Annotated in this window: 14 protein-coding genes; 10 read left to right on the plus strand and 4 right to left on the minus strand. The window is 67.0% G+C overall.

What is annotated here, in order from left to right; translation table 11 throughout:
- Window positions 1-167: 167 nt before the first annotated feature.
- Window positions 168-902, minus strand: a complete 735-nt coding sequence (locus FHS74_RS03835; RefSeq protein ID WP_184797632.1) for an arginyltransferase — start codon at window positions 900-902, stop codon at window positions 168-170.
- Between the two features lie 182 nt (window positions 903-1084).
- A complete protein-coding gene (locus FHS74_RS03840) occupies window positions 1085-2218 on the minus strand; it encodes a flagellar motor protein MotB (RefSeq protein WP_184797634.1) in 1134 nt (377 codons plus the stop codon).
- Between the two features lie 183 nt (window positions 2219-2401).
- On the opposite strand from FHS74_RS03840, the gene FHS74_RS03845 reads away from it, so the two are divergent.
- The 3 genes from FHS74_RS03845 to FHS74_RS03855 are packed head-to-tail and all read left to right on the plus strand — an operon-like array spanning window position 2402 to window position 4747.
- A complete protein-coding gene (locus FHS74_RS03845) occupies window positions 2402-3262 on the plus strand; it encodes an alpha/beta fold hydrolase (protein WP_184797636.1) in 861 nt (286 codons plus the stop codon).
- 10 nt (window positions 3263-3272) lie between these two features.
- Entirely contained in the window at window positions 3273-4319 is a 1047-nt protein-coding gene (locus tag FHS74_RS03850) for an alpha/beta fold hydrolase (protein ID WP_211106093.1), read from the plus strand.
- A gap of 38 nt (window positions 4320-4357) precedes the next feature.
- A complete protein-coding gene (locus tag FHS74_RS03855) occupies window positions 4358-4747 on the plus strand; it encodes a VOC family protein (protein ID WP_184797640.1) in 390 nt (129 codons plus the stop codon).
- A 69-nt stretch (window positions 4748-4816) separates the two neighbouring features.
- Here the strand turns inward: FHS74_RS03855 and hemB are convergent, their stop codons facing one another.
- The gene (gene hemB / locus FHS74_RS03860; RefSeq protein WP_184797642.1) at window positions 4817-5839 is read right to left on the minus strand and encodes a porphobilinogen synthase; all 1023 of its coding nucleotides are present in this window, start codon (window positions 5837-5839) and stop codon (window positions 4817-4819) included.
- A 275-nt stretch (window positions 5840-6114) separates the two neighbouring features.
- Between hemB and FHS74_RS03865 the strand changes: the two genes are divergently transcribed.
- The 3 genes from FHS74_RS03865 (at window position 6115) to FHS74_RS03875 (ending at window position 8213) form a co-directional block, all read left to right on the plus strand.
- The gene (locus tag FHS74_RS03865) at window positions 6115-7230 is read left to right on the plus strand and encodes an enoyl-CoA hydratase/isomerase family protein (protein ID WP_184797644.1); all 1116 of its coding nucleotides are present in this window, start codon (window positions 6115-6117) and stop codon (window positions 7228-7230) included.
- A 276-nt stretch (window positions 7231-7506) separates the two neighbouring features.
- Window positions 7507-7980 (plus strand): MarR family winged helix-turn-helix transcriptional regulator, encoded by a 474-nt coding sequence (locus FHS74_RS03870; protein WP_184797646.1) that lies wholly within the window; start codon window positions 7507-7509, stop codon window positions 7978-7980.
- 29 nt (window positions 7981-8009) lie between these two features.
- Window positions 8010-8213, plus strand: coding sequence for a DUF6898 family protein (locus FHS74_RS03875; RefSeq protein ID WP_184797648.1), 204 nt, complete (start codon window positions 8010-8012; stop codon window positions 8211-8213).
- Window positions 8214-8435: 222 nt separating this feature from the next.
- On the opposite strand, the gene FHS74_RS03880 is transcribed toward FHS74_RS03875, so the two are convergent.
- The gene (locus FHS74_RS03880; protein ID WP_184797650.1) at window positions 8436-8879 is read right to left on the minus strand and encodes a Ros/MucR family transcriptional regulator; all 444 of its coding nucleotides are present in this window, start codon (window positions 8877-8879) and stop codon (window positions 8436-8438) included.
- Between the two features lie 528 nt (window positions 8880-9407).
- On the opposite strand from FHS74_RS03880, the gene rpiB reads away from it, so the two are divergent.
- From rpiB to ribD, 4 genes are all read left to right on the plus strand, one after another.
- Window positions 9408-9842 (plus strand): ribose 5-phosphate isomerase B, encoded by a 435-nt coding sequence (rpiB, locus tag FHS74_RS03885; RefSeq protein WP_184797652.1) that lies wholly within the window; start codon window positions 9408-9410, stop codon window positions 9840-9842.
- Between the two features lie 70 nt (window positions 9843-9912).
- Complete coding sequence (gene glyA, locus FHS74_RS03890) at window positions 9913-11193, plus strand: serine hydroxymethyltransferase (protein WP_184797654.1); 1281 nt, start codon at window positions 9913-9915, stop codon at window positions 11191-11193.
- Between the two features lie 43 nt (window positions 11194-11236).
- Window positions 11237-11698: a transcriptional regulator NrdR gene (nrdR, locus tag FHS74_RS03895; RefSeq protein ID WP_145730306.1), complete on the plus strand. Its 462-nt coding sequence runs from the start codon at window positions 11237-11239 to the stop codon at window positions 11696-11698.
- 81 nt (window positions 11699-11779) lie between these two features.
- Window positions 11780-12904 carry a bifunctional diaminohydroxyphosphoribosylaminopyrimidine deaminase/5-amino-6-(5-phosphoribosylamino)uracil reductase RibD gene (gene ribD / locus FHS74_RS03900; RefSeq protein ID WP_246462903.1) on the plus strand — a complete coding sequence of 375 codons (1125 nt, stop codon included), beginning with the start codon at window positions 11780-11782 and terminating at the stop codon, window positions 12902-12904.
- Window positions 12905-12980: the final 76 nt, after the last annotated feature.

Genomic DNA, 12980 nt, shown 5'->3' on the forward strand with positions numbered 1-12980 from the left:
GCAAGAAACATGCCGTTAATCGCTGCCGGCTCCGGCCCATCCGACTCGCGGTCCGAAGCCCGTCCGTTGCTCAATGAAAGACGGGGCTTGCATTATGCGAGGGTTTTTGACAGAGCCATCGCCCCCTTCATCAAAAGGACAGGGGAGTGCGGTGCCTATCCGGCGGGTCAGGGCGCTGGCGGCAGGGGCAGCCAGCCGTCGCGGCCCAAGGCCTCCAGCGGCTGGAAGCGACGCTTGTAGTCCATCTTGCGGCTGCCCTCGATCCAATAGCCGAGATAGACGTGGGGCAGGCTGTCCCGCCGGGCCTGCTCGACCAGGGTCAGGATCAGGTAGGTGCCCAGGCTGCGTTCCGGCAAATCCGGGTTGTAGAAGCTGTAGACGGCGGAGAATCCGTCATCCAGCCGGTCGGTCAGGATGGCGCCCATCAGGGCGCCGGCCGGGTCGCGCAGGGTGTACAGCCGGGTGTCGACCTGCCCCTCCTCGATCATGGCCGTATAGTCGGTCATGCCCATCCGGCTCATGTCGCTGTCGCTGTGGCGGGCGGCCTGGTAGGTGGCGAAGACCTGGAACTGCTCCGCCGTGGCCGTGGCCGCCTGCATGTCGGTCGTCAGATCGGCGTTGGCGCGCATCACCCGGCGCATGGTCTTGTTGGGGGTGAAGTCCGCCACCGGAATGCGCACCGGCACACACGCGGCGCAGCCGGAACAGACCGGCCGGTAGACGATGTCGTGGCTGCGGCGGAAACCCGCGCGCGACAACGCCGAATTGACCCCACTGGCCTGCTGTCCCACCAGGCGGGTGAACAGCTTGCGCTCCATCCGGCCCGGCAGATAGGGGCAGGGCATGGGACCGGAGCGGTAGAACTGCTGCAGCGGCCGGGAATGGGGGGGGATGACGGACATCCGCGCCTTTCTTAGACGGTCAGAGCCACGGGGGACGCCCGGGGGCGATCGATGGGAGGCCTACTCAAGAACCATACCTGATGACGCGATCCGATGAACTTTACCGAGAGATGTAGGGGCGTTCCAGAGGCATTCCCTTTCGGGGTAAACGCGTTTCGTTGCCTCGGGCGATGGCCCTGGATTCAGTGCGGTGCCCCCCCCGGCCGGGTGGTGACGGAGGGCGGCGGCGCGAGGGGCCGGCCATCCGGCCTCGCGGGCGCCCCGGCCGGCGTGGTGGCCGGCGGCGTCCCTGTGGCGGTCAGGGGATGTTCCCGCAGCACGGTGATGCTGATGCGCCGGTTGCGCGGGGATTTGGGATCCTCGGGGAACAGCGGGTCACGGTCGGACAGGCCGACGACGGAGGCGATGCGATCCTCCGCCACGCCGGCGGCGGCCAGGGCCCGGCGGCTGGCGTTGGCGCGGTCGGACGACAGTTCCCAATTGCCGTAGCTGCCGGAACCGTTGGCGAACGGCGTGTTGTCGGTGTGCCCGGTGATGGACACCTTGTTGGGCAGCTTCGCCACCGCCTGGGCCACCAGCGACAGCAACTGGGCCGTCTGCGCGTTCATCTTGGCGCTGCCGGACGGGAACATGGAATAGCCGTCCTGGTCGACCAGGTTCAGCCGCTCCCCCTCCGGCGTGCGCTGCATGATGACGTTCTGCTGCAGGTCCTTCAGTTCCGGAACCTGCTGGATGGCCTGGCGGACATCCTTTTCGATTTCCTTGAACTGCTGTTCCTCATGCTGGGCCAGGGCCTGCTTCAACTCCTGCTCGTCCACCTTGCCGTCGCCGTTCTGGTCCATGTCCAGCCGGCCGTCGCCCGATTTGCTGCCGTCGCTGCGCCCGCCGTTGTAGTCGGTGGTGCCGCTGGTCTTGTCGTCCTTGCCGTCAGGCTTGCCCTGGGCCTCGTCCGTGGCGTCCTCCACCGATTGGAAGGCGTTGGCCGCCTGGGGGCGCGAGGGCAGGGGGACGGCCACCGAGGTGGGGGAGCTGTTGTTCATGGCGGCGCCATTGACCGTGATGGTCTTGCCGCCCAGCACGCCGCCGGCGCCGCTTTCCTGCTTTGACGGGGTGGCGGGGCTGAAATAGTCGGCCAGTCCCAGCTTCTGCTCCGCCGTGGTCACGCTCAGCAGCCACAGCAGCAGGAAGAAGGCCATCATGGCGGTGACGAAGTCGGCGTAGGCGACCTTCCAGGCGCCGCCGTGGTGTCCCTCGCCGCCCTTGTTCACCTTCTTGATGATGATGGGCGCTTTTTCATCGCCACCCGCGCTGGCCAAGCCACTATCCCCTTATGCTGAATCAGGCCCGCAGTGTAACCGGGGCCGGGGCTGGCGCGACAGATCCTAAATGGCGCGATCGTCACGTCGGCCGTCCGCCGTCGGCGCCATATGGTCACGGGCGCGCCCATCGCCAAGGGCCGCCCTTTTCCTGCGCGCAGGCCCATGGTATCGCTTTATTCCATGGCGACCATGACCGAACACACCCTTAGGGGTCTCTCCGCCCTGGGCTTTCACCGCCTGGCCTACACGCAATGGCTGCCCGCTGGGCGGGGGGGCACGCGGACCATCGTCTGCTGCCATGGGCTGACCCGCAATGGACGGGATTTCGACGTCCTGGCGGCGGATCTGGCCGATAGCCTGGGGGCCCGCGTGGTGTGCCCCGACGTGGTGGGCCGGGGCCGGAGCGGCACGCTGGCCAACCCCGACCTCTACGGCTATCCGCAATACCTGGCGGACATGGCCGCCCTGATCGCGCGCCTGGATGTGGAAACGGTGCAGTGGGTCGGCACCTCCATGGGCGGGCTTATCGGCATGATGCTGGCGGCCCAGGCCGACACCCCCATCACCCGCCTGGTGGTGAACGATGTCGGCCCCTTCGTGCCCAAGGCGGCGCTGGACCGGATCGGCACCTATGTCGGCACCAATCCGGTGTTCCACTCGGTGGGGGAGGTGAAGCGCTATCTCAGCGCCCTCTACGCCCCCTTCGGCGACCTGACGGACGGACAGTGGCAGCATCTGGCCGATCATGGCTATTGGACGCGTCCCGACGGCACCCTGGGCCTGGCCTACGACACCGGCATCGCCCGCGCCTTCCAGACCAACCCCATCACCGATGTGGATTTGTGGCCGGTATGGTCCATGATCCGCTGTCCCGTCCTGGCCATCCGCGGCCTGCAGTCCGACCTGCTGACGGCGGAGATCGCGCAGGCGATGACGGAGCGCGGCCCCAAGGCCACGCTGTTCGGGGTGGCTGACGCGGGCCACGCCCCGGCGCTGATGGACCCGGCGCAACTGGCGGCGGTACGCGATTTCCTGCGCTGACTTGGATTCCGTGCCGCCCTTGCCCCCGGGCTATCCGCCCTTCCGGCCGCGGGCGCCGTGGTGGGGCCCCGATCTCCAGACCCTGCGCAACACTTTGCGCCGCCCCCGACATCCCTTGCCCGTGGGGGAGGCGCTGCTCTTCCCCATGGATGACGGCACCGGCGACTGCCTGGCCGGCACGCTGCACCAGCCGGCGGAGTCGGTCGGCGACCGCCCCCTGGTGGTGCTGGTCCATGGTCTCGCCGGGTCGGAGGACAGTCCCTACATCCGTTCCGCCGCCGCCGCCGCGCTGGCGCGTGGTCATGCCGCCCTGCGCCTGAACCTGCGCGGCGCCGGCCCCTTCGTCGGCCGCACGCGCCAACGCTATCACGCCGGGCGCACCGCCGACGCCCGCGCCGTGCTGGCGCGGCTGGCCGCCGGCCATCCCGGCCTGACGGCGGGCGGCATCGTCGTGGCGGGCTATTCGCTGGCCGGCAACATGGTGCTGAAATTGATGGGGGAGCCGGGCCTGCCGCCGGCGGTGCGCGGGGCCATGGCGGTCTCGGCGCCCATCGACCTGTCCGCCACCTCCCGCCGCTTCCTGAAGGCCCGCAACCGCCCCTACCATCTCTGGCTGCTGCGCCAGATGAAGGCGGAGACATTGGCCATGCCGGCCGCGCCCGGCAGCGATGAGGCCGGGTGGCTGGCGGCCGTGGTCCGCGCCCGCACCATTTACGACTTCGACGACGGCTATGTGGCGCCAGCCAATGGCTGGCGCGACGCGGAAGAGTATTACCGGGTCAACAGCGCGCTCCGGTTCCTGCGTGGAATCAGCCGGCCCACCCTGGTGGTGCATGCCCTGGACGATCCCTGGATCGCCCCTGACCCTTATCGCGCCTTCGACTGGGCGGCCCATCCGGCGCTGATCCCCCTGATCGTCCCCCAGGGGGGGCATGTCGGGTTCCACGGTGATCGCGATCAGCCGATGGGGGAGCGACCGGTAGGGGAACAGCCGGGCGGCCTTGCCGGCACCTGGGTTGATCGATGCCTGATGCGTTTTCTGGAAACGCTGGCATGATGGGGATGCGATAATAAACATCTGGGAGGGTCATTCCCATGCTGGATCACATTGGCATTTCCGTCGCTGACTTCGCGGCGTCCACGGCCTTTTACGATCATGCCCTCGCCCCCTTGGGCGTCACCCGACTGATGGATATCACGGCGGAGATGACGGGGGCCGGCGCCCATGCCGGCTATGGCAGCGGCGGCAAACCCTATTTCTGGATCGGAACCGGCCGGCGTCTCCAGGGCGGCGCCCTGCACATCTGCTTCGCGGCGGCCAACCGGGCGACGGTCGACGCCTTCCATGCGGCGGCGCTGGCCGCCGGCGGACGCGACAACGGCGCGCCCGGACTGCGCCCCCACTACCATCCCAATTATTACGGGGCCTTCATCCTGGATCCGGACGGCCACAACATCGAAGCCGTCTGCCACGATCCCGAATAGCGGGGCGGGGGACGGGCGTGGACCGGGACGCCTGCCCGGGGCCACGCCCGTGCCCGTCGGCGGCTGGCGTCAGCGGCCGCCGCGCAGCAGCCGGGCGGCGTCCACGGCGCCATAGGTCAGGATGGCGTCGGCGCCGGCGCGGCGGAAGGCCAGCAGCGTCTCCAGCAAGGACTTCTCATAGTCCATCCAGCCGTTCTGGGCGGCGGCCTTCATCATGGCGAACTCACCGCTGACCTGATAGGCGAAGGTGGGCACGCCGAATTCCGCCTTCACCCGGTGGACGATGTCCAGGTAGGGCAGGCCCGGCTTGACCATGACCATGTCCGCCCCTTCCTCCAGGTCCAGCTGCACCTCGCGCAAGGCCTCGTTGGTGTTGGCGGAGTCCATCTGATAGGTGCGCTTGTCGCCCTTGAGCAGGCCGCCGGTCTTCACCGCATCGCGGAAGGGGCCATAAAAGGCGGAGGCGTACTTGGCCGCATAGGCGCAGATGCGGGTCAGCTCATGCCCGCTCTCGTCCAGCGCGTCGCGGATGGCGCCCACGCGGCCGTCCATCATGTCGGACGGTGCGATGATGTCGCAGCCGGCCGCCGCCTGGACCAGCGACTGTTGCACCAGCACGGCCACCGTCTCGTCATTCAGGATATGGCCGTCGGTGACGATGCCGTCATGGCCATGGCTGGTGTAGGGATCCAGGGCAACGTCGCCCAGGGTGCCGATGTCCGGCACCTCACGCTTGATGGCGCGCAGCGCGCGGCACATCAAATTGTCGGGGTTGGTGGCTTCGCTGCCCATGGGGTCCTTCATGTCCGCCGGCAGGCAGGGGAACAGGGCGACACAGGGGATGCCCAGATCGCGGGCCTCGGCCACGGCCGGGACAAGCAGATCGATGCTCAGCCGCTCCACCCCCGGCATGGACAGCACCGGCTCGCGGCAGTTCTCTCCGTCCACCACGAAGACCGGCCAGATCAGGTCATCGACCGACAGCCGGGTCTCCGCCACCAGCCGGCGCGTCCAGGCGTCGACGCGGTTGCGGCGCGGACGCTGGCGGGGATCGCCACCGAAGCGGCGGGGCAGGGAGGAATGATCGACCATGGGAAGGCTCCAAGTCCGTGTGGGATATCCGCGGGCGGGATATTCGGGGATGCTACGCCCCGTCCCCCCGCCCCTCAAGACCGGGTGGGAGACTCTGCCGCCCGCCGCCGGCAACGCAGCCCTGCCCGGTCGCGGGACGTCCGCCGGACTGGCGCGCGCCAGCGTCCCTCCTTATGATCGCGTCCGGGGAGCGGCCGCCAGCCGCTATCGCGCCCCGACGATAAGCCATAAATTTAAAGGACCTGGTTCAAGGGCCTAACCTGGGGGATGAGGAAATGAACGAGATCGTGGACGCCGGGGCGGACCAGCCTCATGTCATCTGCGCCGTGCGGGGCGCCATTGGCCATATCCTGCTGAACCGGCCCAAGGCGCTGAACGCCCTGACCCTGGACATGATCCGGGCCATCGATCCGCAGCTGGCCGCCTGGGCGCGCGATCCGGCTGTCAAGGCGGTGGTCATCCAGGGGGCCGGTGACCGGGCCTTCTGTGCGGGCGGCGATGTCCGGGCCGTCTGGGACAGTGGCAAGGCCTTGCTGCGCGGGGAAGGCGACGGCGCCGTCGCCCGCGATTTCTTCCGGGAGGAATACCGGCTGAACCGCCGCATCAAGCGCTATCCCAAGCCTTATGTCGCCCTGCTGGACGGCATCACCATGGGCGGCGGCGTCGGCCTTTCGGTGCACGGCAGCCATCGCGTCACGACGGAAAAGACCATGCTGGCCATGCCGGAGACCGGCATCGGCCTGTTCCCGGATGTCGGCGGCGGCTATTTCCTCTCCCGCCTGCCGGGCGAACTGGGCACCTATCTGGCGCTGACCGGCGCGCGGCTGGGCGCCGCCGACGCCGGCTATGCCGGCATCGGCACCCACCATATCCCCTCGGCCCGGTTGCCCGCGGTGATTGAGGAACTGGCGGCGGCGACCTATGGCGCCGACGCCCTGGCGACGGTCGACGGTGTGCTGGCGCGCCATGCCGTCTTCCCCGGTGAGGCGCCGCTGGCCGCCCACCTGCCGTCCATCGACCGCAGCTTCGCCGCCGAGACGGTGGAGGACATCCTGGCCTGCCTGTGCGATGAGACCCAGGGCTTCGACGACGCCTGGGCGGCGGAGACGGTCAAAACCCTGTCCCGCATGTCGCCCACCAGCCTGAAGGTGACGCTGCGACAGTTGCGCCGGGGCGTGGCGATGGAGATCGAGGACGTGCTGGTCATGGAATACCGCATGACCCAGGCGGTGATGGCCGGCCACGACTTCTACGAGGGGATCCGGGCCCAACTCGTGGACAAGGACCGTCAGCCGAAATGGCTACCCGCCACCCTTGCCGAGGTGTCCGAGTCTGAGGTGGCGCGCCACTTCGAGCCTGTCCCCCAGGGCGATCTCGACTTCGCCGATTGAGATACGCACTTAGCGGTGATCCGGCCGAGGCGCGCGCCGTACCCATCCGGAAGGGATATGTCGGACAAACGATTGCCTCACCTATCCTTTGGGGGTAGGGACGGCGCTGCCAGGTCGGGAGATTCTGAGCTTTTCTTACATTATCGGGTCGATTACCCGGGGGTGATGCGCTAGACTCTTGTCCGTTCAATGGAATCTGCGTATCCCCCCGGTTCCTAGCGGTCTTTTTGCCCGTCGAACACTGCTATATCGACGGTTTAGTTGAAGGAGAGGGCTTTGAAGCAACCTTATTACGACAGCATCCTGTTGATCGAGAGGCTGCATCGGCACTTTCTGGAGGTGCTGAAGGTGGAGTTGGACCGCCAGGGCGTGCAGGATATCAACAACGTTCAGAGCCTGATCCTCTACAATATAGGCGAGGATGAACTGACGGTGGGGGAATTGACCGCCCGTGGCTATTACCTGGGCTCCAACGTCTCCTACAACGTCAAGAAGATGCATGAGAACGGCTATCTGACGCAGGAGCGGTCGGCCCATGATCGCCGCTCCGTGCGCGTGCGCCTGTCGGAAAAAGGCATTGCCCTGCGGGACAAGATCAACACCCTGTTCGAGCGGCAAGTGGGCGCCTTGGGTGAGGCCGGCCTGTCCGCCGAGGAGCTGAACAAGGCCAACGACCTGATGCGCAAGCTGGAGCGGTTCTGGACCTCGGCCCTGGACTACACCAACTATCCGGCCAGCTCCGCCGCCTAAGTCGCCGCGTTTTTATCGGGAAACCGGGGATGGCCGGGAACGACGAGGTCTATGTCGAATACCATCGGATTGGCCAGATCGTGAAGGCGACGGCCATCGACGCCAATACGGGCGTGGAGGTTTCCATCCAGGGGCCGGCCAACCTTCCGCGTGAGCATCTGCGCCGCGTGGTGGTCGCCAAGTTGCGCTATGTCCTGGCCAAGAAGAAGCGGCCCAGGGGTATCTTGGTTTGACGCCTTTTTCTTTCCGTAGCCTTATCTTCGCTTAGAGCGGATCGCCCGAAGGCGGAATCGCCTTTGGGCGTGAAGCCGCTCGCGGACAGACTGAGCTATAGCCGGCTGTGGTTCCGATTAAACGCAGCCGGCTATAGCGCCAAACAAAAACCGCCGTCCCGGGAGGGCGGCGGTTTTCGTTTGGGCGGCCCAGCCGGAGGCTGGGCCGTGTCCGTCGACGGCTCAGGAGGCGCGGCGGCGGGGCTGATCGGCCGGGGCCTTGCCTAGGCCGATCTTCTTCGCGAACTCCGACCGCTGGGCGGCGTAGTTCGGGGCGACCATGGGATAATCCGCCGGCAGGCCCCACTTGGCGCGGTATTCGTCCGGCGTCATGTTGTAGGTGGAGCGCAGATGCCGCTTCAGCATCTTCAGCTTCTTGCCGTCTTCCAGGCAGACGATGTATTCGGGGGTCACCGACTTGCGGACCGGCACGGCGGGACGCTGCGGTTCCGGCTGCGCCTCAACCTGCGGCGTGTCGAGCCCGGCCAGTGAGCCGTACACGGTGCTGATGATCTCAGGGATCTGCTGAGCCGGCAGGGCATTTTTGCCAACATAGGCAGAAACGATTTCCGACGTCATCCGGAGAAGTTGAGACGTGCGCAGATCGCCGTCCTGTTGTTCAATCATTTCAACTGCCTTGACACATTGGAACGAAGTGTCGCTACCCCTCGCACAGTCATAATGCCATGTCAATGTTAATTCGGATCGGCCTGTCGATGTAGGCCTGTTCTTCCCAGCTTCTCTAAAGTGTTTATCCTGTTTTGTTTGAGGGGGGATAGTTGGCTCTCCGGCCCTTCATTGTGATGTCCGTCACATCCGGACAATTTTAGACGGATTGTGGGCTTCACGGTTGGGTTGCTACATTGGGCCCCTATTGCGGTCGCAGGTGGCTATATTGAACAAATGTGCAGTGGTCTCTGCGCTTATCCGGTTCAGTCGCCAGATCGGCGTGCTGGGCATATCCTGGCTGCAACGGCTGCGGATCCCGGAACTGGTGCGGGCGGGGCGCATCTGGTAGTGTCCACACGGTTTTCAGCCCCCACTTCTTGTGGCGCCTCACCATTGGCGGCCACGCCGGGACTGGGATGGCGCCGATGGGGCGGGCCGGTGGGGCGTGCCCCCGGTAGCGCCTTTGAAAAACGGGTGTTGGGCCTCATGACCGCCAAGACGTTCGCCATCGCTTCCGATCACGCCGGCACTGAGTTGAAGGCCGGGCTGAAGGCGTTGCTGGAGGAGCAGGGCGTGGCCGTGCTCGACCTCGGCACCGACGGGCCCGCCAGCGTCGACTATCCCAATTTCGCCGACGCCGTGGCCGCGGCCCTGGCCGATGGGCGGGCGCAGTCCGGCATCCTGATCTGCGGCACCGGCATCGGCATCAGCATCGCCGCTAACCGGCATCGCCACGTCCGTGCGGCATTGTGTCACGACATCACCACCGCCCGCCTCTGCCGCCAGCACAACGACGCCAACGTCCTCGTGCTGGGCGCCCGCATCGTCGGGCTGGAGGTGGCGCGCGATTGCACCTTGGCTTTCCTATCCACGCCGTATGAAGGGGGACGTCACGCCCGGCGCGTTGCCATGCTGGGCTGAGGCGCACCCGGGACCGGCGCCCCGGCGCGGGTCCTGCGATCGTGGATCCGCATCATAGAGGGTTGTCAGAATGGCTTTTACTCAGAGCGCCGGTTTCTTCAGCGATACGCTCGCGGCGGCCGATCCCGATCTCGCCCGCGTCATCGGTGACGAACTGCACCGTCAGCAGGATCAGATCGAGCTGATCGCGTCGGAGAACATCGTGTCCCGCGCGGTGCTGGAGGCCCAGGGCTCGGTCCTCACCAACAAGTACGCGGAGGGCTATCCCTCCAAGCGCTACTACGGTGGCTGCGAGTATGTCGACGTGGCCGAGCAATTGGCCATCGACCGCGCCAAGCAGCTGTTCGGCTGCGCCTACGCCAATGTGCAGCCGCACTCCGGCGCCCAGGCCAACCAGGCGGTGTTCATGGCCCTGCTGAAGCCGGGCGACACCTTCATGGGCATGGACCTGACCCACGGCGGCCACCTGACCCATGGCTCCGCCGCCAACCAGTCGGGCAAGTGGTTCAACGTCGTCAGCTATGGCGTGCGCCCGGATGACCACCGCATCGATTACGACGCGATGGAGGCCAAGGCCCGTGAGCACAAGCCCAAGCTGATCATCGCCGGCGCCTCCGCCTATCCGCGCGAGATCGATTTCGCCCGCTTCCGCCGCATCGCGGATGAGATCGGCGCCTACCTGATGGTGGACATGGCCCATTACGCTGGCCTGGTCGCCGCCGGCGTCTACCCCAGCCCGATTCCCCATGCCCACGTCACCACCACCACCACCCACAAGACCCTGCGCGGTCCGCGTGGCGGCATGATCCTGTCCAACGACGTGGATCTCGGCAAGAAAATCAACTCCGCCGTGTTCCCTGGCCTGCAGGGCGGCCCGCTGATGCATGTCATCGCCGCCAAGGCCGTGGCCTTCGGCGAGGCCCTGAAGCCGGAGTTCAAGGACTACGCCGCGCAGGTGAAGGCCAACGCCCAGGTGCTGGCCGATGTCCTGATCAAGGGCGGCCTGGACATCGTTTCCGGCGGGACCGACAGCCACATCGTCCTGGTCGACCTGCGTCCCAAGAAGCTGACCGGCCGTGATGCCGAGGTCAGCCTGGAACACGCCGGCATGACCTGCAACAAGAACGGCGTGCCCTTCGATCCGGAGAAGCCGATGGTGACCTCGGGCGTCCGTCTGGGCACCCCGGCCGCCACCACGCGCGGCTTCGGCACCGAGGAGTTCCGCCAGGTCGGCGAGATGATCATCGAGGTGCTGGACGCGCTGGCCAAGTCCAACGGCGACAACTCCGCCGCCGAGGCCCGGGTGCGGGAAAAGGTGCAGGCGCTCTGCCACCGCTTCCCGATCTACTAACATAGGCTGAGAAACAGCCGTTCCAGGAGGGGGACCAGGAGTAATGCGCTGCCCGTTTTGTGGTAACGACGACACCCAGGTGAAGGATTCTCGGCCGACCGAGGATAATTCCGCCATCCGCCGCCGCCGCTTCTGCCCCTCCTGCGGCGCGCGCTTCACCACGTTCGAGCGCGTGCAACTGCGCGAGCTGACCGTGGTGAAGGCGACCGGGCAGCGCGAACCCTTCGACCGCGAGAAGGTCTTGCGGTCCATGCGGGTCGCCCTGCGCAAGCGGCCGGTGGACGCCGACCGCATCGACCGGGTGGTGAACTCCATCGTTCGCCAGCTGGAATCGTCCGGTGAGACGGAAATCCCGTCCAAGCAGATCGGCAGCATGGTGATGGATACGCTGGCCCAGTTGGACCAGATCGCCTACATCCGCTATGCCTCGGTCTACAAGGACTTCCGTGAGGTGGCCGATTTCAATGAGTTCGTCGGCCATCTGAAGACCGATCCGGAAGCCTGACGTTTTTCCGGCACTTCGGGCGGGGCTTGAACTGGCCCCGCCTGACGGCCCATCCTGATGAAGGAGGAGAGGCCGCATCCCATGACAACGTCCCACACCCATTTCACCGCAGATGACGTCGCGCACATGCGCGCGGCCCTGGCTCTCGCCACGCGGGGCCTGGGCCGGTGCGCGCCCAACCCGGCGGTGGGTTGTGTGCTGGTGAAGGACGGCCGCGTCGTGGGGCGGGGCTGGACCCAGCCGGGCGGCCGACCGCATGCCGAGACCATGGCCCTGGCCCACGCCGGCAACGCGTCGGAGGGGGCGACGGCCTATGTCACGCTGGAACCCTGCAGCCATGTCGGCAAGACGCCCCCCTGCGCCGACGCCCTGATCGCCGCGGGCGTGGCCCGGGTGGTGGTGGCCATCGGCGACCCCGACCCCCGCGTCTCCGGCCGGGGAATCGCCCGCCTGCGCGACGCCGGCATCATCGTCGAGGTGGGATTGCTGGACGAGGAGGCCCGGCTGGTTACCGAGGGCTTCCTGCGCCGCGTCACGGAGGGGCGGCCCATGGTGACGCTGAAACTGGCCACCACGCTCGACGGCCGCATCGCCACCCGCACCCATGAAAGCCAGTGGATCACGGGGCCCGTCGCCCGTTCCTGGGGGCATGGCCTGCGCAGCATCCACGATGCCATCATGGTGGGAATCGGCACCGCCCTGGCCGACGATCCCGAACTGACCTGCCGGCTGCCGGGGCTGGAGGAGCGCTCCCCCATCCGCGCGGTGGTGGACAGTCGCCTGCGTCTGCCGTTGACCAGCCGCTTGGTACGCGACGCGCGGCGTGTGCCGGTGTGGGTGGCGACGCTCAGCGGCGGCGATGCCGCCCGCCGGCGGGCGTATCAGGAATGCGGCGTCGATCTGATCGACATCGATCCCGACGCCGATGGCCTCATGCCGCTGCCAGCGGTGTTGGCGGCACTTGGCGCCCGGGGCTTGACCCGCGTGTTGGTGGAGGGTGGGGCGCAACTGGCGGCGTCCTTGTTCAAGGATGATCTGGTCGACCGTCTGGAGTGGTACCGCGCGGCCAAGGTCATCGGCGGCGATGGCCTGGCCGCGGCCCAGGGGTTCGGGCTGGAGCGGCTGGACGGCGCGCCGCGCTTCACTCTCGTGGACGTGCGTGCGGCCGGCGATGACAAGGCCGAGAGCTATCGCCGCATCGCCTGACCGCCCGGCGGTTGGCGAAACGCTTAACCGCCCTGCGGCCGCATGCCCAAATAACCGCCATTTTGTACTCGCCAGC

Source organism: Nitrospirillum iridis (assembly GCF_014205765.1).
Taxonomy (GTDB): domain Bacteria; phylum Pseudomonadota; class Alphaproteobacteria; order Azospirillales; family Azospirillaceae; genus Nitrospirillum; species Nitrospirillum iridis.